This is a genomic window from Massilia sp. UYP32 (assembly GCF_050434365.1).
GTDB lineage: Bacteria > Pseudomonadota > Gammaproteobacteria > Burkholderiales > Burkholderiaceae_D > Telluria > Telluria timonae.
Genome location: NZ_JBNDIK010000022.1, coordinates 85,049 through 111,021 on the forward strand (window position 1 = coordinate 85,049; position 25,973 = coordinate 111,021).

30 protein-coding genes are annotated in these 25,973 nt (G+C 64.8%); 10 read left to right on the forward strand and 20 right to left on the reverse strand.

The window, feature by feature from the left end; genetic code table 11:
* Positions 1 to 6: 6 nt before the first annotated feature.
* The 3 genes from ABIB42_RS17970 to ABIB42_RS17980 all read right to left on the reverse strand — a co-directional run bounded on the left by ABIB42_RS17970 (position 7) and on the right by ABIB42_RS17980 (position 2,483).
* Complete coding sequence (locus ABIB42_RS17970) at positions 7 to 702, reverse strand: TIGR00266 family protein (RefSeq protein ID WP_005668141.1); 696 nt, start codon at positions 700 to 702, stop codon at positions 7 to 9.
* Positions 703 to 749: 47 nt separating this feature from the next.
* Positions 750 to 1,325, reverse strand: a complete 576-nt coding sequence (locus tag ABIB42_RS17975) for a TerD family protein (RefSeq protein WP_005668140.1) — start codon at positions 1,323 to 1,325, stop codon at positions 750 to 752.
* 108 nt (positions 1,326 to 1,433) lie between these two features.
* Positions 1,434 to 2,483: a DUF475 domain-containing protein gene (locus ABIB42_RS17980; protein ID WP_184235497.1), complete on the reverse strand. Its 1,050-nt coding sequence runs from the start codon at positions 2,481 to 2,483 to the stop codon at positions 1,434 to 1,436.
* 119 nt (positions 2,484 to 2,602) lie between these two features.
* On the opposite strand from ABIB42_RS17980, the gene nhaR reads away from it, so the two are divergent.
* The 5 genes from nhaR to ABIB42_RS18005 all read left to right on the forward strand — a co-directional run bounded on the left by nhaR (position 2,603) and on the right by ABIB42_RS18005 (position 7,783).
* On the forward strand, positions 2,603 to 3,511 hold the full coding sequence (gene nhaR, locus ABIB42_RS17985) for a transcriptional activator NhaR (protein WP_005668138.1): 909 nt from the start codon (positions 2,603 to 2,605) through the stop codon (positions 3,509 to 3,511).
* Positions 3,512 to 3,569: 58 nt separating this feature from the next.
* Positions 3,570 to 4,922: a hemolysin family protein gene (locus ABIB42_RS17990; protein ID WP_005668137.1), complete on the forward strand. Its 1,353-nt coding sequence runs from the start codon at positions 3,570 to 3,572 to the stop codon at positions 4,920 to 4,922.
* Positions 4,923 to 5,030: 108 nt separating this feature from the next.
* Positions 5,031 to 5,834 carry an alpha/beta fold hydrolase gene (locus ABIB42_RS17995; protein ID WP_005668136.1) on the forward strand — a complete coding sequence of 268 codons (804 nt, stop codon included), beginning with the start codon at positions 5,031 to 5,033 and terminating at the stop codon, positions 5,832 to 5,834.
* Between the two features lie 6 nt (positions 5,835 to 5,840).
* Positions 5,841 to 7,397, forward strand: coding sequence for an ATP-binding protein (locus ABIB42_RS18000; RefSeq protein WP_429248741.1), 1,557 nt, complete (start codon positions 5,841 to 5,843; stop codon positions 7,395 to 7,397).
* A gap of 26 nt (positions 7,398 to 7,423) precedes the next feature.
* Positions 7,424 to 7,783, forward strand: coding sequence for a hypothetical protein (locus ABIB42_RS18005; RefSeq protein ID WP_005668133.1), 360 nt, complete (start codon positions 7,424 to 7,426; stop codon positions 7,781 to 7,783).
* Between the two features lie 52 nt (positions 7,784 to 7,835).
* On the opposite strand, the gene ABIB42_RS18010 is transcribed toward ABIB42_RS18005, so the two are convergent.
* From ABIB42_RS18010 to ABIB42_RS18040, 7 genes are all read right to left on the reverse strand, one after another.
* Entirely contained in the window at positions 7,836 to 8,519 is a 684-nt protein-coding gene (locus ABIB42_RS18010; protein WP_005668132.1) for a PEP-CTERM sorting domain-containing protein, read from the reverse strand.
* Between the two features lie 127 nt (positions 8,520 to 8,646).
* A complete protein-coding gene (locus tag ABIB42_RS18015) occupies positions 8,647 to 9,723 on the reverse strand; it encodes an AI-2E family transporter (protein ID WP_005668131.1) in 1,077 nt (358 codons plus the stop codon).
* 30 nt (positions 9,724 to 9,753) lie between these two features.
* Complete coding sequence (locus tag ABIB42_RS18020; protein WP_273028197.1) at positions 9,754 to 10,344, reverse strand: SCO family protein; 591 nt, start codon at positions 10,342 to 10,344, stop codon at positions 9,754 to 9,756.
* Position 10,345: 1 nt separating this feature from the next.
* Complete coding sequence (gene cyoE / locus ABIB42_RS18025) at positions 10,346 to 11,239, reverse strand: heme o synthase (protein WP_005668129.1); 894 nt, start codon at positions 11,237 to 11,239, stop codon at positions 10,346 to 10,348.
* A complete protein-coding gene (locus ABIB42_RS18030) occupies positions 11,240 to 12,418 on the reverse strand; it encodes a COX15/CtaA family protein (protein ID WP_005668127.1) in 1,179 nt (392 codons plus the stop codon).
* Positions 12,419 to 12,460: 42 nt separating this feature from the next.
* Complete coding sequence (locus tag ABIB42_RS18035; RefSeq protein WP_312486629.1) at positions 12,461 to 13,018, reverse strand: SCO family protein; 558 nt, start codon at positions 13,016 to 13,018, stop codon at positions 12,461 to 12,463.
* 37 nt (positions 13,019 to 13,055) lie between these two features.
* Entirely contained in the window at positions 13,056 to 13,799 is a 744-nt protein-coding gene (locus tag ABIB42_RS18040; RefSeq protein ID WP_429248742.1) for an SURF1 family protein, read from the reverse strand.
* Positions 13,800 to 13,832: 33 nt separating this feature from the next.
* Between ABIB42_RS18040 and ABIB42_RS18045 the strand changes: the two genes are divergently transcribed.
* Complete coding sequence (locus ABIB42_RS18045; RefSeq protein WP_005668124.1) at positions 13,833 to 14,033, forward strand: twin transmembrane helix small protein; 201 nt, start codon at positions 13,833 to 13,835, stop codon at positions 14,031 to 14,033.
* A gap of 42 nt (positions 14,034 to 14,075) precedes the next feature.
* On the opposite strand, the gene ABIB42_RS18050 is transcribed toward ABIB42_RS18045, so the two are convergent.
* From ABIB42_RS18050 to ABIB42_RS18075, 6 genes are all read right to left on the reverse strand, one after another.
* Positions 14,076 to 14,948, reverse strand: coding sequence for a cytochrome c oxidase subunit 3 (locus tag ABIB42_RS18050; RefSeq protein ID WP_429248743.1), 873 nt, complete (start codon positions 14,946 to 14,948; stop codon positions 14,076 to 14,078).
* A gap of 34 nt (positions 14,949 to 14,982) precedes the next feature.
* Positions 14,983 to 15,192: a DUF2970 domain-containing protein gene (locus ABIB42_RS18055; protein ID WP_005668121.1), complete on the reverse strand. Its 210-nt coding sequence runs from the start codon at positions 15,190 to 15,192 to the stop codon at positions 14,983 to 14,985.
* Positions 15,185 to 15,760, reverse strand: coding sequence for a cytochrome c oxidase assembly protein (locus ABIB42_RS18060; RefSeq protein ID WP_005668119.1), 576 nt, complete (start codon positions 15,758 to 15,760; stop codon positions 15,185 to 15,187). The genes ABIB42_RS18055 and ABIB42_RS18060 overlap by 8 nt, the downstream gene beginning before the upstream one ends.
* A 118-nt stretch (positions 15,761 to 15,878) precedes the next feature.
* On the reverse strand, positions 15,879 to 17,492 hold the full coding sequence (gene ctaD, locus ABIB42_RS18065; protein WP_005668117.1) for a cytochrome c oxidase subunit I: 1,614 nt from the start codon (positions 17,490 to 17,492) through the stop codon (positions 15,879 to 15,881).
* 15 nt (positions 17,493 to 17,507) lie between these two features.
* Positions 17,508 to 18,704: a cytochrome c oxidase subunit II gene (gene coxB / locus ABIB42_RS18070; RefSeq protein ID WP_429248744.1), complete on the reverse strand. Its 1,197-nt coding sequence runs from the start codon at positions 18,702 to 18,704 to the stop codon at positions 17,508 to 17,510.
* Positions 18,705 to 19,054: 350 nt separating this feature from the next.
* Entirely contained in the window at positions 19,055 to 19,972 is a 918-nt protein-coding gene (locus tag ABIB42_RS18075) for a methyltransferase domain-containing protein (protein ID WP_219862650.1), read from the reverse strand.
* A 60-nt stretch (positions 19,973 to 20,032) separates the two neighbouring features.
* Here ABIB42_RS18075 and ABIB42_RS18080 point away from each other — a divergent pair, with 60 nt between their 5' ends.
* Both ABIB42_RS18080 and trmL read left to right on the forward strand, forming a co-directional pair.
* Positions 20,033 to 20,752 (forward strand): ComF family protein, encoded by a 720-nt coding sequence (locus ABIB42_RS18080; RefSeq protein ID WP_184235530.1) that lies wholly within the window; start codon positions 20,033 to 20,035, stop codon positions 20,750 to 20,752.
* A gap of 22 nt (positions 20,753 to 20,774) precedes the next feature.
* The gene (trmL, locus tag ABIB42_RS18085) at positions 20,775 to 21,245 is read left to right on the forward strand and encodes a tRNA (uridine(34)/cytosine(34)/5-carboxymethylaminomethyluridine(34)-2'-O)-methyltransferase TrmL (protein ID WP_005668110.1); all 471 of its coding nucleotides are present in this window, start codon (positions 20,775 to 20,777) and stop codon (positions 21,243 to 21,245) included.
* 1 nt (position 21,246) lies between these two features.
* On the opposite strand, the gene ABIB42_RS18090 is transcribed toward trmL, so the two are convergent.
* The 3 genes from ABIB42_RS18090 to ABIB42_RS18100 form a co-directional block, all read right to left on the reverse strand.
* Complete coding sequence (locus tag ABIB42_RS18090; protein WP_005668107.1) at positions 21,247 to 21,720, reverse strand: GNAT family N-acetyltransferase; 474 nt, start codon at positions 21,718 to 21,720, stop codon at positions 21,247 to 21,249.
* Positions 21,721 to 21,825: 105 nt separating this feature from the next.
* Positions 21,826 to 22,323 (reverse strand): cupin domain-containing protein, encoded by a 498-nt coding sequence (locus tag ABIB42_RS18095; RefSeq protein ID WP_005668106.1) that lies wholly within the window; start codon positions 22,321 to 22,323, stop codon positions 21,826 to 21,828.
* 69 nt (positions 22,324 to 22,392) lie between these two features.
* On the reverse strand, positions 22,393 to 23,565 hold the full coding sequence (locus ABIB42_RS18100; protein ID WP_429248745.1) for an SGNH/GDSL hydrolase family protein: 1,173 nt from the start codon (positions 23,563 to 23,565) through the stop codon (positions 22,393 to 22,395).
* A 231-nt stretch (positions 23,566 to 23,796) separates the two neighbouring features.
* Between ABIB42_RS18100 and ABIB42_RS18105 the strand changes: the two genes are divergently transcribed.
* Positions 23,797 to 25,083, forward strand: coding sequence for an FAD-binding oxidoreductase (locus ABIB42_RS18105; RefSeq protein WP_429248746.1), 1,287 nt, complete (start codon positions 23,797 to 23,799; stop codon positions 25,081 to 25,083).
* A gap of 28 nt (positions 25,084 to 25,111) precedes the next feature.
* Positions 25,112 to 25,477 (forward strand): hypothetical protein, encoded by a 366-nt coding sequence (locus tag ABIB42_RS18110; protein WP_071360358.1) that lies wholly within the window; start codon positions 25,112 to 25,114, stop codon positions 25,475 to 25,477.
* Between the two features lie 8 nt (positions 25,478 to 25,485).
* Here ABIB42_RS18110 and rfaE2 read toward each other — a convergent pair whose 3' ends face one another.
* Positions 25,486 to 25,959 carry a D-glycero-beta-D-manno-heptose 1-phosphate adenylyltransferase gene (gene rfaE2 / locus ABIB42_RS18115; protein WP_071360359.1) on the reverse strand — a complete coding sequence of 158 codons (474 nt, stop codon included), beginning with the start codon at positions 25,957 to 25,959 and terminating at the stop codon, positions 25,486 to 25,488.
* Positions 25,960 to 25,973: the final 14 nt, after the last annotated feature.

Sequence of the window (25,973 nt, forward strand, 5' to 3'; positions counted from 1 at the left end):
AGCTCCTTATTTTGCGGGCGCCTGCATCCAGGCCTTGAATGCGGTGCGGTTGCGCGAACACACATATACCTTGCCACGACCCGAGAAGCGCAGGACCATGCCCTCGCCACTGGTCTGGCTGTTGATCAGGTTGCCCAGGAAGCCGCCGCTGGTGCCGGTCGTGATCGAGATTTCGTAGCGCAGGGTGCTGTCCCAGCACACCACGTGCGAGTTGTCGATGATCGCATCCTTGCCCGGCTCGACCTCCAGGACCGACATCGAACCGAAGCCCGACACCACCACCTGGCCCTGGCCGCCCGTCTCGGTGACGAAGAAGCCGCCGCTCTGCGCGAACAGCGCGTTGCCCAGGCTTTGCGTGCGCACCCGCAGGTCCACGCCGGACGTGGCCGCGACGAAGGCGCCATCGCTGATGATGTAGTTGTTCGGACCGACGTCGACGATCTGCATCGCGCCCGGCAGGGTTGGCGACAGCAGGCAGTCGCCCTCGCCGCGGGTCGCTTCGATGTGCTGCTGGAAGAACGACTCGCCGTTGGCGAAGGTGCGCATCAGCGCGCTACCGAGGCCACCCTTCATCTTGCCCTTGAGATCGAGGGTCGATTCCATCATCACCATCGCGTCGGATTCGCAATAGATGGTCTCGCCCTGCTTCATCGACACGTGCAGGAAGGGATCGACGTCCCCGGTCACGGTAAAAACTGGCATTTGGCTTCCTTTCATGAGGCGGTTCCTTGAACCGCCCCTACATTACCTTAAACGTTCACGCCGTAGTTGCGGGCCAGTGGGCCCAGGCCGCCGTTGAAGCCCTGGCCGATCGCGCGGAACTTCCAGTCGGCGCCGTTGCGGTACACCTCGCCGAAGATCATCGCCGCTTCGGTCGAGCTGTCTTCCGACAGGTCGTAGCGCGCGACTTCCTGGTTGGTGGCGTTGTTGACGCAGCGGATGAAGGCCTTGCCGACCATGCCGAAATTCTGGCGACGGGCTTCGGCGTCGTGGATGGTCACGCCCAGCACGACCTTGTCGACGTCGGCCGGCACCTTGGTCAGGTCGATGGTGACGAACTCGTCGTCGCCTTCGCCGGCGCCGGTGGTGTTGTCGCCCGAGTGGACGATCGAGCCGTCGGCCGACTTCAGGTTGTTGTAGAAGATGAAGTCGCTGTCCGAACGTACCTTGCCCGACGAATTGAGCAGGAACACCGCGCCGTCGAGGTCGAAGGCTGCGCCATCGGTTGCGCGAACGTCCCAGCCGAGGGCGACTTTCAGCGAAGTCAGGCCCGGGGCTTCTTTCGACAGGTTGACGTTGCCGCCTTTTTGCAGACTGATTGCCATGATGAGACTCTCCTAGTTAATGAACACCGGGGTGCAAACGCAGCGAGCTGGTGTTCAGCCACTCGCCGCGGATTCTGGACCGCTCCGGCAGGAGCGGTCATTTGTCATTTACGCACCGCTTTCCAGCGCCGCGTGCTTTTTCTTGTACTGCAGCGAACTCCACAGCGAAGCCAGGATGAAGGCCACGCCGACGCCGCCGGTGATCAGCTCGGGCACGTGCCACTTCATGCTCGCCAGCATGATCACGGCCAGGATGCCGATCGCGTAGTGCGCGCCATGCTCCAGGTAAACATATTCGTCCAGCGTGCCCTTGCGCACCAGGAACACGGTCATCGAACGCACGAACATCGCGCCGATCGCCAGGCCCAGCATGATGATCACGACGTCGCTGGTGATCGCGAAGGCGCCGATCACGCCGTCGAACGAGAACGAGGCATCCAGCACTTCGAGGTACAGGAAGCCGCCGATGCCGCCCTTCTTGACCGCGTCGCCGACGGCGCCGGCTTCGGACTCGCTCTTTTCCAGCATGCTGCTGAGCATGTCGACACCGACATAGACCAGGATGCCCCACATACCTGCGATCAGGACGACCATCTTCTGCGCTTCTTCAACATAGGTCATGCTGAACAGCAGCGCGGCGATCGCGATCATGACGGCGATCGAGGACACCTTGCCCAGCGCGCCGATCTTGGCTTCGAAGTTGCCCAGCCAGTGGGTTTCCTTCTCGTCGTCCAGCATGAAGTTCAAGAACACCAGCAGCAGGAACATGCCGCCGAAGGCCGCCACTTCGGCGTGGTGGTTGGTCAGGTGGGTCGAGAACGCCTTCGGATCGGTCAGCGCCAGGTTCCACACTTCGACGGCGCCCAGGTCCGCGGCCACGGCCACGATCACCAGCGGGAACACCAGCCGCATGCCGAACACGGCGATGATGATGCCGACGCCCAGGAACAGCTTGATCCAGAACTCGTCCCAGCCCTTGAGCACCGAGGCGTTGACCACGGCGTTGTCGAAGGACAGCGAGACTTCCATCACCGCCAGGATGGCCGCCACGCCCAGCGCGGTGAACGCGGCGCTCATGCCGCCATGCTCGAAGCCCCACCATGCGGAGAGCGCGAGACAGACTGCGGTCACGATGAATGACCAGGTAAAGTACTTCATAAGTTTTTCCCTCTTATAAAAGTTATACGCCAACAGTGTCGGCGAGCTATATTGTAAAAGCTTGGCGCTTATTGAAAAAGCGAAGATAATCGAAATATTACTTCCGAAAAACAGAAGCCATGAACCACGCGCCACCCAATTTCCGTCACCTTTATTACTTCTGGGTGGTTGCCAAGGAAGGCAGCATCACGCGCGCCGCCGAGCGCCTTGGCCTGGCGATCCAGACTGTCAGCACACAGCTTACCTTGCTTGAACAGGCGTTTGGCAAAGCACTGTTCAATCAGCAAGGCCGGCGCCTGAACCTGACCGAGGCCGGTCGCCTGGCGCTGTCCTATGCCGACCAGATCTTTCTTCTGGGAGAGCAGATGCAGGAAGCGCTGGACGCCTCGGACAGCGCCCGCATCCGGCTCGCGGTGGGCATTTCGGATTCGCTGCCCAAGTTCACGGCCTACCGCATGCTCGAGGTGACGACCCAGCTTGCCATTCCGGTGCGCCTGGTGTGCCATGAAGACGAGTACGAAGCCCTGCTGGGCGACCTGGCCCTGCACAAGCTGGACGTGGTGCTGACCGACCGCGCGGTGCCGACCGGGACCACGCTGCGCGTGTTCAGCCACCTGCTGTCCGAGAACGAGATGTATGTGGTCGGCGCCCCGGCCCTGGCCAAGAACTACCGCAAGGATTTCCCGGCCTCGCTGCACGGCGCCCCGATCCTGCTCCCGACCCGGAACAATGCCCTGCGCGGCAAGATCGACGACTGGTTCGAGCGCCATGCGATCCGGCCCGACGTGGTCGGCGAGTTCGAGGACAACGCCCTGCTCAATACCTTCGGGCGGCGCGGACTCGGCCTGTTCTTCACCCCGGCGGCGCCGGTGGCCGACATCAAGGTCCAGCTCGGGGCCGAGCTGGTGGGCCGGGTGCCCGAGGTGCGCGAGCACTTCTATGCGATCTCGAACGAACGCAAGATCAAGCATCCGGCGGTCGAGGCCATCCTGGCCGCCGTGCACAAGGAAGCGCTTGACAGGGAATAAAGACAAGTCAGGTTGTACAATGACCCCTGGCTTTGCCTTTTGTTAATACAAAACCAGTATGGAAAACATTTTATTTGTCGTTCTCGCCTTCTTCCTGGTGGCGCTGAACGGCTTCTTCGTGGCGGCCGAGTTCAGTATCGTCACGCTGCGCAAGACCCGCGTGCGCGCGATCGCCAAGACCACCGGCCTGCGCGGACGCATCCTGGCCAAGGTCCACGGCCAGCTCGACGCCTACCTGTCGGCCTGCCAGCTCGGCATCACCCTGGCCTCGCTGGGCCTGGGCTGGGTCGGCGAACCGGCCTTCGCCAGCCTGCTCGAGCCGGTGTTCGCCTTCCTCGGCGTCACCTCCGAGGAACTGATCCACGGCGTGTCCTTCGTGGTGGCCTTCTCGGTGATCTCCTTCCTGCACATCGTGGTCGGCGAACTGGCCCCCAAGTCGCTCGCGATCCGGCTGCCGGAATCGGTGGCCCTGTGGTGCGCGATGCCGCTGTACGGCTTCTACTGGGCGATGTACCCGGCGATCGCCGTGCTCAATGCCAGCGCCAACGCCGTGCTGCGCATGGCCGGCCTGGCCGGCGCCGGCGGTCACGACACCCACTACTCGCTCGACGAGCTCAAGCTCATCCTGCGCACCAATACCAACACCACCACGCCGGGCGAGCAGATCACCCAGGACGACCGCAACATCCTGGCCCAGTCGCTCGACTTCAGCACGCTGCAGGTATCCGAGCTGATGCGGCCGATCAACGAGGTCAGCGCCCTGTACGCCAGCCGCTCGCTGGAAGAAAACCTGGAAACCGTGCGCCGCAACCGCTTTTCGCGCTACCCGTATTTCGACGAGGAAGGCGAGGAAGTGCTGGGCATCATCCACCTGAAGGACCTGTATTTCGCGCTGCAGGCGGGCCGCCCGGTCACCGACCTGACGCAGTTCCTGCGCCCGGTCGAGTCGATCTCGGCGCGCACCCCGGCCCAGGACATCTTCCGGCGCTTCCGCGGCGGCGCGCCGCACTTCGCCCTGATCGGCGAAAAGGGCAAGCGCCCGGTCGGCTTCGTCACCCTGGACAACCTGCTGGGGGCGATGGTCGGCGAGATCCGCGACGAGTTCCGGATGAACGAAAACGACTGGCTCAAGCAGACCGACGGCACCTATATCGGCAAGGCCAGCCTGCCGATCTTCTCGCTCGAACGCCTGCTCGGGATCGACATCGACAACGAGCAGATGGGACTGGAAGACGTGGAATCGGTCGGCGGCCTGCTGATGGAAAAGCTGGGCGATATCCCGAAGCAGGGCCAGCGCATCGCGTTCCCGCATTTCGACGTCGTGGTCAAGAAAATGAACGGGCCACGTATTTTGCTGGTCAAAGTCATACCGCAATTGACCCGCGCAAATGAAAACGACGAGCGCGATTGAAACGTTTACGCCCCTTTCCACCCTGATTGCATGCTGCCTTTGCTGACTTTGCAGACAAAAAATGTTATTTTCAGTGCATGGCTGCGTGAAAATATTAGAAGGCATTAAATGTCCGTCAAGACTCGCAACAACGTCCACGTGACCGGCCAGGGAGCGGCCACGATGGTGTTTGCCCACGGTTTCGGCTGCGACCAGACCATGTGGCGCTTCCTCGCGCCCTGCTACCAGGACCGGTTCCGCGTCATCACCTATGACCTGACCGGCTCCGGCGGCTCTGACCTGGCGGCCTACGACCGCGCCAGGTACGCGTCGCTGCACGGCCATGCCGACGACCTGCTCGAGGTCGTGGAAGAGTTCGCCACCGGACCGGTCGTGGTGGTGGGCCACTCGGTCAGCGCCATGATCGGCATGCTGGCCACCATCGCGGCGCCCGGGCGCTTCGCCGCCCAGGCCATGATCGGCCCCTCCCCCTGCTACATCAACGATGGCGACTATGTCGGCGGCTTCAGCCGCGAAGACATCGGCGAGCTGCTCGACACCATGGAAGCGAACTACCTGGGCTGGTCGCGGAGCCTGGCCCCGGCCATCATGGGCGCGCCGAACCGGCCCGAGCTGCGCCAGGAACTGACCGACAGTTTCTGCCGCAACGATCCCGAGATCGCGCGCCACTTCGCCTGCGTCACCTTCCTGTCCGACCACCGGCCGGATGTGCCGAAGTCGACCGTGCCGGCCCTGGTCCTGCAGTGCAGCGACGACCTGATCGCGCCGCGCACGGTCGGCGAGTGGCTGCACCGGCACCTGCCCAGCAGCAGCCTGGCCGTGATCGACAACGTCGGCCACTGCCCGCACATGAGCGCGCCGACCGCCAGTTCGCGCGCGATCGACGTTTTCCTGGCGCAGACGCTGCGCTGACCTTCGATGAACGCCGCCCTGCCCGCCGTCGATGCGTTTTACGAGCAGGCGGCGTGCGGGCTGCTGGCGACCGATGCCGGCGGCATGATCGTGCGCGCCAACGCCACCCTCCACGCCTGGCTCGGCGCGCCATCCGATGCCCTGACCGGCAAGCTGCGTTTCCACGACCTGCTGTCGGTAGGCGCCCGCCTGTTCCACCACACCCGCTGCGTGCCGTTGCTGCAGCGCGAAGGCGCGGTGAACGAAGTCCAGGTCGACCTGCTCACCCTGGACGGCCGGCACCTGCCAGTGCTGCTCAACATCGTGCGCCATCCCGGCGCCGACGGCGCCTGGCTCGACCACTGGGCCGTGTTCAGGTCGAGCGGACGCCACGCCTACGAACATGCCCTGCTCGGCGCGCGCAAGGTGGCCGAGGAAGCGCTCGAGGCCCAGCGCGCGGCCGACCTGCAGCTGCAGGCGCTCAACCTGCAACTGACGGCGGCCGACCGCCGCAAGGACGAATTCCTGGCCACCCTGTCGCACGAGCTGCGCAATCCGCTGGCGCCGATGCGCAGCGCGGTCGACGTCTTCAAGCTCAAGTACGGCAGCGGCGCCGACGAGCGCCTGCTGCAGGCCTTCGACCGCCAACTGCGCCACCTGACGCGGCTGGTGGACGACCTGATGGACGTCTCGCGCATCACCCAGAACCGGATGCGGCTGCGGCGCACGGCGGTCGACCTGGCGCCGCTGGTGCGCGGCGCGGCGCAGGACATTGCCCCGGCCATGGCGGCGGCGCGCCATACGCTGCGCCTGTCCGTTGGCGACACGCCGCTGGTGGTCGACGGCGACGCCACGCGCCTGGCGCAAGTGGTCATCAACCTGCTGGCCAATGCCGCCAAGTACACGCCGGACGGCGGCCAGATCGACGTCGAACTCACCTGCGCGGACGGGCACGCCGAACTGCGCGTGCGCGACAACGGCATCGGCATTCCGCCGGACGCGCTGGGCGCGGTCTTCAATATGTTCGCCCAGCTCGAACCGGCCCTCGACCGGGCCAGGGGCGGGCTCGGCATCGGGCTGGCGCTGGCGCGCGGCATCGTCGACCTGCATGGCGGCGCGATCCTGGTCGAGAGCGCCGGGCCCGGCCTGGGCAGCGAATTCACGCTGCGCCTGCCGCTGGTCGCTGGCTGCGCCGCGCCGGAAGCCGCCGCGGAACCGGCCGCGCCGGTCTCGCCCAGGCGGGTGCTGGTGGTGGACGACAACTTCGACACCGCCGAGACCATGGCGCTGGCGCTGGAACTGTTCGGCTGCGAGACGCGTATGGCGCACACCGCGGCCGCCGCGCTGGACGTCGCGGCCGAATTCGCGCCCGACGTCGCCCTGCTCGACATCGGGCTGCCCGACTACAACGGTTACGAACTCGCGCGGCGCCTGCGCGCCCTGCCGTCCGGCCTGGACATCACGCTCGTTGCCGCCACCGGCTGGGGCCAGGACAAGGACCGCACGCTGGCGCTGGACGCGGGCTTCGATCACCATTTGACCAAGCCGATCGATTTCGAGCAGCTTCGCCTGCTGTTACGATGAGCGCTTGTGAACTTCGGGCACGATCCATGACCATCCGGTTTTCCATGCTTCCCGGGCTGGCTGCAGGCCTGTTGTGCCTGGCTTCGCTGATGCATGCGGGCGTCGCCGCCGCCTGCGAGCGGCGCTATCCCGACGCCAACGGCGACGACCGCACCCGCCACGTCGCCCTGTCGGCGCGCTGGCCGGACGCCCAGATCCTGCAGAACCTGCGGCTGCAGATCGACCGCGCCGAGGTCAGGCAGAGCGAGAGCAGGGATGCGCTCAAGACCGAATACGGCTATTTCGGGCGTTCGGTGACGATCACGCGCTCGGTGAAGAACGGCGTCGAGGTGCTGTTGCTGGAAAAAGGCAGGGACAAGCTGGTGTGGAAGCTGGGAACCTGTTGATTCTGGACGAAGCCGCTTCCGGCACCGGATACAACCGACCGGAAGCAGGACATCAAGACCGCGGACGGCGGATGAACAAGCCCAGCATGCCCACACCCAACAAAGCCATCGATGCCGGCTCGGGAATCACGCGATCCAGCGGCTCCACGCCGATGATTGGTGGCGGAAGGATGAACTCGCCGCCTGTGTAGGCGTGGAACTGGAGGTTATCGAGGCGATCAGTATTGAAGCTGATATGTGTGGCCATCGCGTCGCCATATGCCGAATAGACACGATAGCTACCCATGGTCCCAAGATGCGGAAAGCCGCAGAAACTCGGGTTGGTCGGGCAGTAAGGGTTACCGTTGCCGGAGACCCAAGTGTATGGTTCGTAAAACCCATCTTCGAACAACACATTCACTCCGCCGCCATCGACGTCATAGCGCGCTGCGTTAAACGAGATGTAGTACTTGTCGCTGCCCAGAGCTGCGCGCAGCTTGGCTGGGTCAATCGTCAGCTCCACTGGCCCTCCAAGGAAGGCGCCGCGCGGCGTATGCATGACATACTCGTTGCGAAAGCTCAGACCGTAGTCATGGTAGCCTTGGCGATTGTGGCTATCGCGCCCACCGCTATAGAAATCCCCGATCTGGCTGTGCGAAATGAATGCCTCGAAATCCAGAACGATGCTTCCGGCCTTGGCGGGAAGCGCGCTTGCCAGCAGCAGCGCGCCCAAAGCGCCGGTCAGTCGTTTATTCATGATCATCCCTATATTTGTTATGGAACAATCAACATAGCAAAATTCGCGCCAACTAAATTAGCTCAATGAAATTAACCATTTATCCCGACACAGGGATCGCACTGTAAAAATCTCCGACAATTGCCAGCTATTCGTGAGCATGATCCCCCTCGTGCTTAACGATCGGATCCTCGGTCCCGGTCCATTCGCTCATCAGCGAATAGCCAACCGCCAGCAGCACCGGCCCGATGAACATGCCGACGAAGCCGAAGGCGATCACGCCGCCCAGCACCCCGAGCAGGGTCAGGAGGAACGGCAGGCTGCTGCCGCGGCTGATCAGCATCGGCCGCACGACGTTGTCGACGCCGCTGATCAAGACCGTGCCCCAGATCGCCATGAAGATCGCCCAGCCCGTCTCGCCGTGGGCGAACAGCCACAGCGTCGCACCGCCCCACACCAGCGGCGGGCCGAGCGGAATCAGGGACGTCAGGAACACCAGCACCGACAGCAGCGGCACCGCCGGCACCCCGGCAATCGCGAAGCCGACCGCCGCCACCAGCGCCTGGGCCAGCGCCGTGCCGAGCAGGCCGTACATCACGCCGCGCACGGTCTGGCTGACCGTGTGCTGGATCGATTCGGCGCCCTCGCCCATCACCTTGCGCATCGTCACCGCGATCACGGCCAAGAGCGCATTGCCGTCGCGGTACAGGAAGAAGCTGACGAAGGCCGCCAGGCTCATCTGCACTACGCCGGTCCCGAGCATGATGCCGCCCTTGACCAGCCAGATACGGGCCGGCTCGATCATGCGCTGGGCCAGCGCCAGCATCTGCTCGCGGCTGGCGATCAGGTCGTGCAGGTAGGTGTCGATCGTTTCGCCGAGCAGGGGAATGTCGCGGATCCAGGCCGGCGGCGCCAGTTCGCGGTGCTCGACCAGGACGCGCAATTCGTTGAAGCCGCGCGCCACGTCGTCGCCCAGGTTGTAGGCCACCATCGACAGCGGGATGATGAACAGCAGGGTCAGGGTGAGCGTCATCGTCAGCGCCGCGATCGTGCGCTGGCCGCGCAGTTCGCGCAGCAGGCGCAGGTACAGGGGCCAGGTGGAGATGGCGACCGCGGCGGCGAACAGGATGGCCGGCAGGAAGGGACGCAAGACATAGAGACAGCCCAGCGTCAGCAGGACGACGATGGCGATGCGGGTATAGTTTCTTCCGGGTCGCGCTTCCATGCCGTCCTGTCATGAATGATGTTTACATCATCATAGCAGTTGGCGCAGGTCGTGGGCGATGAGCGCCGGGCCCTGGCCGTGGCGCACGAACAGGCGCAGGCGGCCCTGCTTGTCGAACACGAAGCTGCCGGCCGTGTGGTCCACCGTGTAGCTTCCCGGGTCGGCGCCCGGCACCTTGGCGTAGAACACCTTGAACTCCTTGGCCACCCTGGCGGTCGCGGCGGCGTCGCCGTACAGGCCGATGAAGCGCTTGTCGAAGGCCGGGACATAGTGCGACAGCAGCTCCTGCGTATCGCGCTCGGGGTCGACGGTAATGAACAGCACCTGCACGTCGTCGCTCGACGGGCCCAGTTCCTTCATCACGGTGGCCATCTCGGCCATCGTGGTCGGGCAGACGTCGGGGCACTGGGTGTAGCCGAAGAAGACCACCACCACCTTGCCCTTGAAGTCTTCGAGGGTGCGCGGCTTGCCGGTGTGGTCGGTGAGCGCGAAACCCTTGGCGTAGTCGACGCCGGTGACGTCGGTGTTGTGGAAGGCTGGCGGCTTGTCGCTCAATTTTTCGCAACCGCTTGACAGCAGCGCGACGGCCGTGAACCCCACTACGCTCAAGAATTTTTTCATGTCAGAACCTGAAGTAATGGTCGACCAACAAGGCCGCGAACAGCAGCGACAGGTAGACGATCGACCAGGTGAAGGTCTTGCGCGCCGCCATATCGCTGTAGTTGCGATGCACCCGCCAAGCGTGGCGCAGGAAGATGGCGTTGAGCGGCACCGCCGCCGCCAGGTAGATCAGGCCGCTCATGCCGACCGCGAACGGCAGCAAGGTGGTCGCGGCCAGGCCGATCGTGTACAGCCACACCTGCAGGCCGGTGAATTTCATGCCGTGGGTGATCGGCAGCATCGGCAGGCCCGAGCGGGCGTAATCTTCGCGCCGGTACATGGCCAGCACCCAGAAATGCGGCGGGGTCCACATGAAGATGATCAGGACCAGCAGCCAGGCTTCCATCGGCACCTCATTGGCCACCGCGGCCCAGCCCAGCGCCGGCGGCATGGCGCCCGACAGGCCGCCGATCACGATGTTCTGCGACGTGTTCGGCTTGAGCAGCAAGGTATAGATGAAGGCATAACCGACGAAGGTGACGAAGGTCAGCCACATGGTCAGCGGATTGACCAGCGTGTACAGGATATACATGCCCAGGCCGCCCAGCGCGACCGAAAAAGTGATCGTCTGCGACTGGCTCAGCTCGCCCGAGGCGGTGGCGCGGCGCGCGGTGCGCGCCATGCGCGCGTCGACCTCGGCCTCGACCAGGCAGTTTACCGCGAAGGCGGCGGCGGCCAGCAGCCAGATGCCGACCGTGCCGGCGACCAGCGTCTGCCAGCCGGGGAAGCCGTCGGTGGCGAGGAACATCCCGATCACGGCGCAGAACACCGCCAGCTGCGTCACGCGCGGCTTGGTCAGGGTCCAGTATTGCGAGAACCGGCTCGGAGGCTTGTGGATGGCGGTCTGGGTCGTCATTTAGGGTGCTTGCTGGCGCAACAAGGCATTGCCAAATTCGGGCGCCGGAGCGGCGCGGGCCGCGTCGAGTTGGAACTTCACCCGGTAGTTTAACATGGTCACCAGAATGACAAGCAGGGCGGCCCCGGCGTTATGCATGACGGCGATCGCCAGCGGGAAGTCGAAATACACGGTGGCGATGCCGGTGAACAGCTGCACGACCATCACCAGCAACAGCCGGCGCGCGGTCGTGCCTACCTCAGGCAGATGCCAGGCGCGCCAGGCCGCCAGGCCCAGCACCAGCACCACCGCCAGCGCGAACGCCCGGTGCACCCAGTGGATCGCCACCAGGGCCGAGAACGGCAGGTAATGGCCTTCCTTGGTCATGCCCAGCTCGCGCCACAGGTGGAAACCATGCTCGAAGTCGAGTTCCGGCACCAGCGCGCCCTGGCACAGCGGGAAGGTGTCGCAAGCCATGGTGGCGTAGTTGGTGCTCACCCACCCGCCGAGCGCGATCTGCGTGACCAGCACGACCGCCGCCAGCAGCGACAGGATGCGCAGGCCGCGCAGGCGGCGCACGAGATCGCGCATTTGCTCCATACCGCGCGCCAGCGGCGGCGGCTTCAACAGATAGTCTTCGCGGCAGCCCATCCATACCAGCATCGCCAGCAGCATCATGCCCAGCAACAGGTGGATGGTGACGATCACCGGCTGCAGCTTGAGGGTGACGGTCCAGGCGCCGAAGGCGCCCTGCACCAGCACCGAGACCAGCAGCGCCAGCGGCATGGCCGGCTTGAAGACCTCGTTATGGGTGCGGCGCCATTGCTTGACCGAGGTGAACAGCAGCGCCAGGATCAGCGCGCCGATGCCCATCGCCAGGTAGCGGTGGATCATCTCGATCCATGCCTTGGCGACGGTCACCGGGCCGGTCGGCATCGCCGCTTCGGCGGCGGCGATGTGCTCATGGGCCAGGAAGGGATTGGCTTCGCCATAGCAGCCCGGCCAGTCCGGGCAACCGAGGCCCGAGTCGGTCAGGCGGGTGAAGCCGCCGAACACGATCAGGTCGAAGGTAAGGAACACCATCACCCAGACCAGCTTGCGGTATTTATTGGGGTCGGCCGACATCCAGACGATCGCCAGCGGCAGGCTGGCGACAAGCAGCCCCATCAGGAGCAGGTGAAGCAGTGAAGACAGATCCATGTGTTTCTTTTAACTGTGACTGTGAAGCGCTAGCTGTAAGGCTCAACCGATGGACGAGGCCTTGAGCAGCTTGGCGATGTCCTTGTAGACGCGGCCCGGTTCCGGCTGGTAGGGGAAGCGCATCATGAGGTTGCCGAGCGGGTCGATCAGGTAGATGTGGTCGCCCATCTTCTGGCCCGGCGCGACCGGCAGCCATTGCGCCACCGTCGCGGCGGGCGCGCGCAGCAGTTCCATGCCATCGTATTCGCGCATCAGGACGGTATCGAGCGGCTCGTTGTCGGTGATCAGCCAGACGCGCTCCATGCGGTCCATGTTCTTGCCCTGCATGGTGCGCCACTGGCGCATCGCGTACAGCTGGCGCTGGCACTCGTCGTCACAGGCGCCGCCGCCAACGCGCAGCATGACCCACTTGCCCTTCAGGTCGGCAAGGGTGCGCGGCTTGCCGTCGAGCGTGGTGGTGGCCATCTCGGGAATCGGCAAGGTGCGCGCGTCGAGGATGGTGCCGTAGTTCGTGCGGCCATCCGGCTTGACGATATAGAACGTGATGTAGGACACGATGATCGGCAGCGCGCAGATCAGCAGCACGAACAGCAGTTTCATGCGGCCACGGCGGCGCGCAGCCTCAGGGGCCTTGGGGTCAGCGATTTGTTCTTGAGCCACGTCGAAATCCCGTCATTACATAAAAAATCAGGGCCAGCGCCGCCAGTGCATACCACTGGAAGGCGTAGCCGCGGTGTTTGTCGATGCCCGCGGAAGGCACGGGCCAGTCGCGGCCGAGCGCATCGCGCCGGCCGGCGGCCTGGGTCTGCTGCACCAGGAAGGGCTGCAGCTTCAGACCGCTGGCCGCGGCGAGCGCCTCGGGCGTCAGGTTCTGGACCAGTGCGCCGGGCGCCAGCGGCGGCCCCTCGCCCAGTTCCATCACCTTGCCGGCGCTCGCGACGATCCTGCCCTTGAGCAAGAGCGGGCCGGCGGGCGTGGCGAACGCGGACAGCTTGCCATATTCGACCCCGGCGGGTCGCGGCAGCCAGCCACGCAGCACCAGCACGTGCGTGTCCGAACCCGCTATTTTAAACGGCATTGCGAGATAGAACCCGGACTGCGCTCCGGACCGGGTCGTCATCGGGCGATTGGCGAGGAAGACCGGCCAGCCGGCGACGAACTCACCCTGCAGGCGCACGGTCCGGAATTCGTCATCCGGGCCGATCCTGGTGGAAGGCGTGAGTTCGAGCGGCGGCTCGGCGGCGCGCGCCAGCTGGCGCGCCTGCAGTCCGGTCTTATAGGCGGCCCGGTCCTGTTGCCAGTTGCCGAGCAGGATGCCGATGATGGCCACGACCACGGCCGCGGCGAAGGCGACGGGGCGAAAACGGAAGCCGAACCGCATTACAATGAAGCCTCAACCTTTCGCGGGTCCACCATGAAAATCTTCGTCGCCATCGCCTTCGTCCTGATCCTGGCCAGCCTCGGGTCGGCCCTGTTCTTCCTGATGCGCGACAAGGGACGCAGCAACCGCACCGTCAATGCGCTGGCGCTGCGGGTCGGCCTGTCGATCGTGTTGTTCCTGTGCCTGCTGGCGGCGCACCAGCTGGGGTGGATCGCGCCGACCGGCTTGCGGTAAGGTGGGCGGGTTCCCCGCCCACGCGTTCAACCTACGCTTGCGTCACAACCAATATACAACAACGTACAGCCCCAGCCACACCACGTCGACGAAGTGCCAGTACCACGCGGCGCCTTCGAAACCGAAGTGGTTATCCGCCGTAAAGTGCCCTTTCATGACGCGGTACAGGATCACCGCCAGCATGATCGCGCCCATCGTCACGTGGAAGCCGTGGAAGCCGGTCAGCATGAAGAAGGTCGAGCCGTAGATGCCCGAGGTCAGCTTCAGGTTCAGGTCCCGGTAGGCGTGCATGTATTCGTAGACCTGGAAGCCCATGAAGACCGCGCCCAGCAGGATGGTGGCGGCCAGCCAGAACGCGGTCTTGCCGCGATGCCCGGCGCGCAGCGCATGGTGGGCGATGGTCAGCGTCACGCCCGAGGTCAGCAGCAGCGCGGTGTTGATGGTCGGGATCGGGAACGGTCCCATGGTGCGGAAGCCGTCGACGATATTCGCCGGGCCGGTGTTGCCCCACTGCGCCGAGAAGTCGGGCCACAGGATCTGGTGGTCGAGGTCGGCCAGCCAGGGCATGCTGATCGCGCGCGCGTAGAACAGTGCGCCGAAGAAAGCGCCGAAGAACATCACCTCCGAAAAAATGAACCAGCTCATCGACCAGCGGTAGGACAGGTCGATGCGCTTGCCGTACAGGCCCGATTCGGATTCGCGGATCGCGTCGCCGAACCAGAAGTACAGCACCACCAGCATGGCGACGATGCCGGCCAGGCACACGGGCGGCGCCCATGACATGCTGTTGACCCAGCCGGACGCGCCGGCCATCGTCACCAGCATCGACAGGCCGGCCAGCAGCGGCCAGCGCGACGGGCCGGGGACATAATAGTAAGGCGCGGCGCCTGGGGAACTCACTGGTGACGAACTCATGTTTATCTCCTCTGTGATGCTATTGTTGTTGCGTCTACGTTGCCGACACTGCGAACCGCACCGCCAGCATGATCAGTCCGATGAAGATCGCGACCCCGATCAACCCGGCGACGATCACGTGGATCGGGTTCAGGTTGGCGGCATCGCTCTCGTAATCCTTGCGCTTGCGTACGCCGAAGAAGGACCAGAACACGGCCTTCATGGTGGCGAGAAAATTCGCCTTGCGCTCGTGTGGCTTATCCATTCTTCGCCGATTTCGCCGGCGCCGCCGCCGCCTTGAACGCGCCGCCGATCTCGAAGAAGGTGTACGACAGCGTGATGTTCTTCACTTCGCGCGGCAGCTTGGGATCGATGAAGAACACCACCGGCATCTGGCGCGCCTCGTTCGCCGCAAGCGTCTGCTCCTGGAAGCAGAAGCAATCGACCTTCATGAAGTGCGGCGTGGCCGACTGCGGCGCATAGCTCGGGATCGCCTGGGCCTTGACCGCCCTGCCCTGGGTGTTGACCACCTCGTACATGACGGTGGCCAGCTCGCCCGGGTGCACGTCGATGCTGCGCGTGGTCGGGCGGAAGCGCCACGGCCCCTGCGAATTGCCGTCCAGCTCGATCGTGATGGTGCGCGATGTATCGACCTGGGTATTGGTCGGCGCCGCCACGAACTCGCCCTTCTGGGTCAGCACGTTAATGCCGAGCACCTCGCAGATCTGGCGATACACCGGCACCAGCGCATAGCCGAAGCCGAACATCGCGATCGCCACCACCACCAGCTTGCCGAGCGTGGTGCGGTTCAGGCGCAGGAGCTTGCTGTTCATGCGCGCCTCCCGGATCAGCTCAGCAGCGTGAACTTGACGAACACGCTGGCGAAGAAGAACAGCGCCAGGCCGCCCACCCACAGGGCGGTGCGCAGATTGTTCGGTTTACGCGGGCTCATCACTTCACCAGCGGCGGGTGTTCGAAGGTGTGGAACGGCGCCGGGCTCGGCACCGTCCACTCCAGGCCTTCCGCGCCTTCCCACGGCTTGGCCGGCGCCTTGGCGCCGCCGCGGATGGTCGGCAGCACCACCGCGAACAGGAAGTACACCTGGCTGAAACCGAAGCCGAAGGCGCCGATCGACACGATCATGTTGAAGTCGGTGAACTGCACCGCGTAGTCGGCGTAGCGGCGCGGCATGCCGGCCAGCCCCAGGAAGTGCATCGGGAAAAAGGTGATGTTGAAGGTGATGAGCGACAGCCAGAAGTGGATCTTGCCGCGGCCTTCGGGATACATATGGCCGGTCCACTTCGGCGCCCAGTAATAGAAGCCGGCGAACAGCGCGAACAGCGAGCCGGCCACCAGCACGTAGTGGAAGTGGGCCACCACGTAATAGGTGTCGTGCACCTGGATGTCGATCGGGGTCACGGCCAGGATCAGGCCGGTGAAGCCGCCCATGGTGAACACGAAGATGAAGCCGACCGCGAACAGCATCGGGGTCTCGAAGGTCATCGAGCCCTTCCACATGGTGGCGACCCAGTTGAACACCTTCACGCCGGTCGGCACCGCGATCAGCATGGTGGCGTACATGAAGAACAGCTGCGAGGTCACCGGCATGCCGGTGGTGAACATGTGGTGGGCCCAGACCACGAACGACAGGATGGCGATCGAGGCGGTGGCGTACACCATCGAGGCATAGCCGAACAAGGGCTTTCTCGCGAAGGCCGGGATGATCTGCGAGACGATGCCGAAGGCCGGCAGGATCATGATGTAGACCTCGGGGTGGCCGAAGAACCAGAAGATGTGCTGGTACATCACCGGGTCGCCGCCGCCGGCGGCGTTGAAGAACGAGGTGCCGAAGTGGCGGTCGGTGAGGGTCATGGTGATGGCCCCGGCCAGCACCGGCATCACGGCGATGAGCAGGTAGGCGGTGATCAGCCAGGTCCAGCAGAACATGGGCATCTTCATCAGGGTCATGCCCGGCGCGCGCATGTTCAGGATGGTGACGATGATGTTGATCGAGCCCATGATCGACGAGGCGCCCATGATGTGCATGGCAAAGATCGCCATGTCCATGCCGATGCCCATCTGGGTCGACAGCGGCGCATATAAAGTCCAACCCGCCGCAGTCGCCCCGCCCGGCACCAGGAAGGAACCGGCCAGCAGCAGCGCGGCAGGCGGCAGCAGCCAGAACGAGAAGTTGTTCATGCGCGCGAACGCCATGTCCGAGGCGCCCACCTGCAGCGGCAGCATCCAGTTGGCGAAGCCGACGAAGGCCGGCATGATCGCGCCGAACACCATCACCAGGCCGTGCATGGTGGTGAGCTGGTTGAAGAATTCGGGACGCACGAATTGCAGGCCGGGCTGGAACAGCTCGGCGCGGATCATCAGCGCCAGCACGCCGCCCGAGAGCAGCATGACGAACGAGAACCAGAGATAGAGGGTGCCGATGTCCTTGTGGTTGGTGGCGAACAGCCAGCGGCGCCAGCCGTGTGGATGCTCGTGGTGTTCGTCGTGGGCGTGGTCGTGGCCGTGTGAGTGATCGTGGCCGTGGTCGATCGTCGTGGTGCTCATGTCGTTACCCCTGCATTATTTGCGTGCGGCCAGGACTTCGGCCGGTTGAACGATATTTTCCGCAGCCTTGTTCGACCAGGTATTGCGGGTATAGGTGATCACGGCGGCGATCTCGGTATCGGACAACTGTTTCCAGGCCGGCATCTCGGTCGGGAACTTGCCGCTCTTCTGGCCATTGAGCAGGATGTCGATCTGGTGCTTCTTGTCGCCCAGCACGTTCGGCGAACCGTCCAGCGCCGCGAAGGCGGCGGGCACGCCCTTGCCGTTGGCCTGGTGGCAGGCCACGCAGTTGGCGGCATAGACCTGCTCGCCGCGGGTCTTGAGCTCGTCGATGGTCCAGGTCTTGGTCGGATCGTCGGCCAGCGCCGCCATTTCCTTCTTCTTGCCCTCGACCCAAGCGGTGTACTCGGCGTCGGTCACCACGCGCACCACGATCGGCATGAAGGCGTGGTCCTTGCCGCACAGCTCGACGCAATTGCCGCGGTAGACGCCGGTCTTCTCGGCGCGGAACCAGCCGTCGCGCACGAAACCGGGGATGGCGTCCTGCTTGATCGCGAACGCGGGAATCGTCCAGGCGTGGATCACGTCGTTGGCGGTGAACACCATGCGGATTTTCTTGTTCACCGGGACCACCATCTCGTTGTCGACTTCGAGCAGGTAGTTTTCGGTGCGCGCCGCGGTCGGCTTGACGCCCGGCTCGCCGATCTGGGAGCGTGGGGTGGCCAGGTTCGACAGGAAGGAGATGCCTTCGCCCTCGCCTTTCAGGTAATCGTAGCCCCACTTCCACTGCATGCCGGTGGCCTTGATGGTGAGGTCGGCGTTCGAGGTGTCCTTCAGGGCAACCACGGTCTTGGTCGCGGGCAGCGCCATGCCGATGACGATCAGGAACGGGACGATCGTCCAGGCGATCTCGACGGCGGTGGATTCGTGGAAGGTAGCGGGCTTGTGGCCGAGGGACTTGCGGTGCTTGAACACCGAATAGAACATGACGCCGAACACGCCAAGGAAGATCACCAGGCAGACGATCATCATCCAGTTATGCAGGGAATAGATGTCGGCGCCGACGGCGGTGACGGGGGCCTGCATATTGAGCTGGTGCTCGAGAGGCCGGCCCGTGAGCGGCTGTTGCTGCGCCAGGGCTGGCGTGGCGCCGGCTGCTGCGAGTACGGCAAGGCCGTACAGCACGGCCTGAAGTCGCGTTGCATATGTCATGTATGTCCCCAACCACCCTAAAAATAAGAATATTTTTAAACGGGCCCAGCAATTTCGTGAACGAACCGTGCCCGCTCCTACTGATCGCAGAGGGCTTGCCGGGTCGTCCCGCGAAATTGCGCTGCGGAATGGTGGGAAACCATCTCGCCCACCTGGCAATACGTTGCTGCCAGGACCGGGCGACTCTGCGACTGCTGCAATTCTTTTTTCTACTTTTCGTCCAAATCTGCCGCTTTTTTAAGCGATTCTATTGGCCGGACGGAAAAAATAGCAATTGATTATATCTAAAGCACTAATTTTTATTCAAGGAAAATCGGCCGTCTTATCAGATATGCCATGCGAGGCGGATATCAGGGCTTGCGGGGCTGGAAGCGCACGATGGATTCACCCGAGGCGGTGGTGCGCGGCGCAGGGCGGAAGGCGTGGCCGTAGATGACTTCGAAGGTCAGGCCCAGCTTGCCGTCCGGGCGGCGTTGCGCCTCGAGGGCGTCGAGCAGGCGCTGCCAGGCCGCGCGGCCGATCAGGCCGCGGCGGCGCGATTCCAGCGGGTTACCGCCCAGCGCCCGCACGTCGGCCAGCAGCGCCTGCGGCGTGTCGTAGGTGACGGTGATGCGTTCCATGTCCATGACGGGCGTCGAGAAGCCGGCCGCGACCAGCTGGTCGCCGAAGTCGTGCATGTCGACGAAGGGCAAGGTGTGCGGATAGGCGTCGAGCGCGGCGAAGGCGGTGCGCAGCTCGGTGAAGGTATCAGGGCCGAAACAGGAAAACATCAGCAGCCCCTCCACCCGCAGCACGCGGCGCCATTCGGCGAACACGCGGTCGGGCAGCGGGTGCCAGTGCAGCGCCAGGTTCGACCACAGCAGGTCGAGCGAGTTCGGTCCGAACGGCAGGTTGCCATAGTCGCCGCACAACACGTCGACACCGGCCTTGGCCGGCATCAGGCGGGTGAGCAACTGGTTCAGCGCGCCGCCCTGCGATACCGGCCCCCTGGCCGCGCGCGCCATGGCCCCTGCCCCGTCGAGGCCCAGGATCTGGGCGGCCGGGTAGGTCTTCTGCAACAAGCCCAGGTCGGCGCCGGCGCCGCAACCCGCATCCAGCACCTGCCTGGGAACGATCTTCACCAGGCTCAGGCGCTCGTGCATGCGTTCGGCGATCTCGCGGCGCAGGAAATCCGATGGCGCGATGCGTGCGGGACGCGCGAACAGCTCGCGCACGCGGGGCAAGTCGATCGGGGCGCTCAGCCTGGACGGGGATTGAGGAGAAGCCATGGGATGCAAGTCGAGATGAGATAATGTTGGCAGTTTAACCGGTTGTGGGAAGTCGAGCCGATGCTGGACCTTCGCGCACTGCCCGGCCGCCTGCTGGGCGCCATGCTGCCGTCCGCCTGCGCCTTGTGCGGAGCTTACTCGGGCCGGGCCGTGTGCCCCGCTTGCGAGCAGGCCTACGTCCTGCCCGTGACGCGCTGCCCGTGCTGCGCCAATCCGGCAGGCAGGGCCGACCTGGGCCGGCATTGCGGCGCCTGCCTGGCCGACAGGCCCGCCTTCGACGCCACCGTGGCCGCCTGCGATTACGCGGCGCCGCTCGACGGCCTGGTGCTGCAGCTGAAGTTCGGGGCCCAGCTGGCGCTGGCGCCGTGGATGGCGCGCGTGCTGCACGGCGCCGTCGCACATGCGGCGCCAGCGTTGCCCGACGTGCTGTGCCCGGTGCCGCTGGGCCCGGCCCGCCTGGTCGAGCGCGGCTATAACCAGGCGCTCGAGGTGGCGCGGCCGCTGGCCGGCGCGCTGCGCGTAGCCATAGCGCCGCGGCTCTTGCAGCGGGTGCGCGAAACCCCGGCGCAGTCGAATGCCGCGCCGGGCGAGCGCAAGAAGAATGTGCGCGGGGCGTTCGGGGTGAACGCCGCGGGCGACGTGCGCGGACGCCATGTGGGCGTGGTCGACGACGTCATGTCGAGCGGGCATACGCTCGATGAAGTCGCGACCGTCCTGAAGCGGGCCGGCGCCGCGCGCGTCACGAACTTCGTGTTCGCGCGCACACCGCCGCATGCATGAATTATCACTGAGGAGAAGTACCTTGTTTCACGTCGTCCTGGTCGAACCAGAAATCCCGCCGAATACCGGCAATGTGATCCGCCTGTGCGCCAACGCCGGCGCCCAGCTGCACCTGATCGAACCGCTCGGCTTTCCGCTGGACGACGCCAAGATGCGCCGCGCCGGGCTGGATTACCACGAATACGCCAATATGCAGGTGCACAAGGACTGGGACGCCTTCCTGGAGACGGTCAAGCCCGATCAGGCGCGCATGTTCGCGCTCACTACACATGGCTCGTCGCCGTTCGCCGAGGCGCACTTCCAGCCGGGCGACGTGTTCGTGTTCGGGCCGGAGTCGCGCGGCCTGGCGCCGGCGTTTCGTGAGACCTTCCCGCCTGAGCAGCGCATCCGGCTGCCGATGCGGCCCGATAATCGCAGCCTGAATTTGTCGAATACGGTGGCGATCGTGGTGTACGAGGCCTGGCGCCAGAACGGTTACCAGGGCGGGGCTTAGGTCAGGACGCAGGCTTGGCACGCGTATACATCCCGACCGCCTTGCCGTATATCTCGGTGTCCGCTTCATACGTCAGGCCAAGGCGCTTGGCAACGCGCAGCGACGATGCATTGGCTGAAGCGATGAGCGCCCGCACTGTTGGTTCGCGTCGGATCTCGAGCGCGTGGCTCAAGGCTGCCGCCGCCGCTTCGTTCGCGAATCCCTGGCCCCAAAAGGCACGATAGGTATTCCAGCCAAGCTCCATCACGGTGGATTCCTCGCGGAAGAACGCGCCGACACTTCCGACGAGTCGACCGGTCTTCTTTTCCTCGACAGCCCACCATCCTGCGCCATGGATGAGCCATAGTCCCGCTTGTGAACAGAAGATGCGCCAAGCGGCGTGGCGGTCAGCCGGGACCAGGTGGGCCGAGCTGACGGGGTCGGCGAGATGCGCTGCGAACGCATCAAAATCCTCGCGCCGATATTCACGCAGCATGAGTCGCTCCGTGTGAAGGCATGGCACAGAAGTGATGAACTCGCTATTCATGCGCTGGATTCCATGTAATGGTGCCGGATTATTCATGCGTCGTCGGCCACAAGATTACCTCAAGCGTGCGATCAACTCCGCATGCTCGGGCCAATCCTGCTTGAGTAAGCTTTCATCCCCGATCTCGAATTCTTCGAACTCGAAGCCCGGGGCTACCGTACAACCCACCAGGCTGTAGCCCTCGGGCTCCTCGCATTCCGCCGCGAACCAGCGCCCGGCCGGAACCAGCGCCTGGAACTGCGCGCCCTTATGCCGCAAAGGATTGCCGAGCCTGAGAACGCTGAGCCCTCCACCTGGCTCCAGGACATAGATCCGAATCGGCACACCGTCATAAAAATGCCACATCTCGTCCGACCGGATCCGATGCCAGGTTGACCTTTCCCTTCCGCGAAGAAGGTAGTAGATCGCCGTCGAGGCAGAACGGCTGACCGCGTCCCCTTCCCTGTTCACGCGGTGTTGACTTCGGTATGTCTCCTTGAAATGGCCTCCTTCCGGATGCGGCATGAGCGACAGCAGAGAGATCAGATTGTCTGAACTGGTTTCAAGCGTCATGGGCGTCTCGCAGGTCAAGAGATAAGCGTTTCTCGAAAGGGTATATGCCAACGCAGGGAAAAATCAAACTCAGGCCACGCCCCCGCAAAAAGCCCCGGCACGAAACGTCAGCGCGCAAAAGCGTTCGCCGATCAGGCGATGCGCTTCCGCCTCGGGATGCAGCTCGTCGGGCAGAGGATAACGTACATTGTCCTCCAGGCCGTAAAGCTCCCTGCCGTCGAGGTAATGGATATTCGCATCGGCCGGCGCCCGCTGCTGGACAATCTTCTGCAACTGCTCGCGAATCACGCCCAGGGTCAGCTTGCCCTGCCGGCGCTCGGCGTCGTTGCCCATCGCCCGGAACAGCAACGTGCCTTTTTCCAGCGCCTTGCCATCGAACATGGTCGGCCCTGGCGTCGTCTCATGGATCGGGCACCAGGTCGGAGATATCACCAGCAGCGGTGTCGTTGGATGCCCTTCCCTGATCGTGTCGAGAAAGCCGTGCACGGCCGGCCCGAAGGCGCGCAGCCGCATCGCGTCCGTGTTGACGAGGTTGATCCCCAGCTTGAGACTGATCACGTCGGCCGGCAAGTCGCGGATCGTGCGCGCCGTGAACGGGTCCAGCAATGCGCTGCCACCCAGGCCAAGATTGAGCAGGTCGACGCCGGCCAGCCGCGCGGCCACGGCCGGCCAGATGCCGGTCGGGTTGGTCGCGTTCGAGCCCTGGCTGATGGAGCTGCCATGGTGGAGCCAGCGGCGCTTGCCGGACGCCGCCAGCGGCGCGACCGGCGCATCCGCATCCAGCACCACCAGCTCGGTCGTCTCGTCATGCGGAAGCCAGATCTCGATCGTTTTGTCGCCTGGCGGCAGGCCGGCAAAGCGCAGCCGCTGCGGTTCGCCCGGCAGCATCTTCGCCGCACCGGACAGCACGTCGATGTCCATGATCTTGCCGCCCGGCGCGCTGGCCTGCTGCGCCAGGTGGCCGTCGACGAGCAAGTCATAGATGCCGTCCGGACGCGGCGCCATGGCGCCGTAGCGGCGCTTGGTCGGCAAGACAATCAGTTCCACGATCGTCGCCGCGGTGCGCAGCGCGACGCGCACGCCGGAAGGCTGCGCTTCCACCATCGCCAGTTGCGGATCCTGGCACTGGGCGCGTGCCCATGCGGGCAGGCGGTGCGGCAGCAGGCCCGCTTCCGTGCGCTCGAGTTCGACGGCGCCATGGACCAGGTCGGACGTGATCGGTGAATGGAAAGGCAGCGTCATCGCGGTATTCCTTGGAGTATTTATGCAGCGCTCATTATAAGGACCCCAGCCGTTGACACCGGCGTCGCCGATGCGTAGTTTGCTCATCCATTGCCTGCCCTGGAGATCGCCGCGTGCCGAGATCGCCGATGCCCTCCCGCCGCCGCCTGGCGCTCGCCCTCGCCTCGCTCGGCCTGCCCGCCCTTGCCCGCCAGCCGGTCGTCAACGACGCGACGCAGCTGAACCCGGTGCATGTCGAGCGCATCCTCGTTCCGCGCACGGTGGACGAGATCGTGGCCGCGCTGCGCACGCACGCCGGTCTCGATCGGCGGCGCCCGCTACAGCATGGGCGGCCAGATCGCCGCCGACCGTTCGCTGCATCTGGACATGCGCGGCTTCGACCAGGTCATCCGCTTCGTGCCCGCCGAGCGCAACATCACGGTCCAGCCGGGCATCACCTGGCGCCGCATCCAGGCCGTCATCGACCCGCATGACCTGGCGCTGCAGGTGATGCAGTCGTATGCCGATTTCACCGTGGGCGGCTCGCTCGGCGTCAATGCCCACGGCCGCTACGTCGGGCAAGGCCCGCTGGTGTCGAGCGTGGAAGCGATCCGGCTGGTGCTGGCCGACGGCGCGCTGGTCGCCGCCAGCCCCACCCGCAACAGCGAGCTCTTTTACGGCGCGATCGGCGGCTACGGCGGCATCGGCGTGATCGTCGAAGCGACGCTGCGCCTGGCCGACAATGCAGCTCTCGAGCGACGCTCGCGCGTGATGCCGCTCTCGGACTACCGGCAATTCTTCACGGCCCGTATCGGCACCAATCCAGATGCCGTGATGCACAACGCCACCCTGTACCCCGACGATTACACGCTGGTGCGCGCGGTGACCTTCGAGCGCACCCGCCGCACGGTGACGCTACCGAACCGCCTCACCGCCACCGGCGGCGACTACCGCATCGAGCGCCGGCTGCAGGAAGTGATCTCGGCTTCGCACTGGGGCAAGGAGCTGCGCCGGCGCATCCTCGAGCCGCTGCTCTATTCCACGGATTCGGTCGAGTGGCGCAACCACCAGGCCGGCCTCGACATCCATTCGCTCGCGCCGCTGGCCGGCGCCGGGAGCGCGTACGCGCTGCAAGAGTATTTCGTGCCGGTCGCGGCGATGGAGCGCTTCGCGCAGCAACTGCGCGCCATCCTGCGCCAGCACCAGGTGAACGTCATCAATGTTTCGATCCGCCATGCGCGCAAGGACCCCGGCACCCTGCTGGCCTGGGCCCGCAGCGACGTATTCGCCTTCGTGCTGTACTACCGCCAGCAGACCGCGCCGCGTGACCGCGACGCGGTGCGTGCCTGGACCCGCGAACTGGTCGATGCCGCGACGGCATTGAACGGCTCCTACTACCTGCCCTACCAGATCCACGCGACCGTGGCGCAATTCCACGCCGCCTATCCGGATGCCGAACGCTTCTTCGCGCTCAAGCGCAGGGTCGACCCGGCGTACAGGTTCCGCAACAAGCTGTGGGACGCGTACCATACGGGCTGAATCCAACCATGAAACGAAAGCCAACACCATGCTGATACGTGTCTTCACGACCGATGATCAATCCGAACCTTCCCTGGCCATGGAAACGCAGGTCGATGCCGCCGCGCTGATGGCGATGGCGCAACCGCGCGCAGCCGAGGCGCGCGAACGTGGAGCCGAATGGACCGCGGGCGCCATCCCCTTCTTCGTCCAGGAACTGGTCGATGCGCTGCAAGCAGGAAAACCCGGCCAGGAGATCGAGATGCAGGCGACGAACGCCGCGATGGCCGCCTGGCTCTACGACTCGGTCCACGATGGCGTGAGCGCGGACGTCTTCGCCGGATGCGACCTGGTGTTCACGCAGTCGGCGGGCGGCGTGGTGCAATACGACCGCCTGCCTGCCGCGGCAGGCTGAAGAAACGGTCAGCCGCGGATCCGCGCCACCAGCTTGGTGGTCGAGCGGTCATGCTCGAAATCGATCGCCACCGCCCGGCCGCCATAGGCCAGCACCGCCTTGCCTTCGGGGATCTGGTCCATCACGTAATCGCCGCCCTTGGCGTAGATGTCGGGCCGGCCTTCCTGCACCACTTCCAGGGCCGTGTCCTCGTCGAACTCGACCACCAGGCTCACCGATTCCAGCGCCGCCAGCACCGCCATGCGGTCGGCCAGCGTGTTGTGCGGGCGGTCGTCGCCCTTGCCCAGGCGCTTGACCGAGGCGTCGGTGTTCGCCGCCACCACCAGCGAAGCTCCCAGCTCGCGCGCCTGCGCCAGATAGGTCACGTGGCCGCGGTGCAGGATGTCGAACACCCCATTGGTCAGCACGACCGGTTTCGGCAATGCGGCGATACGCGCAGCCAGCTCGGCGCGCGTGCAGATCTTGTTTTCGAATGAAGGCATGAATGATTAAAGCA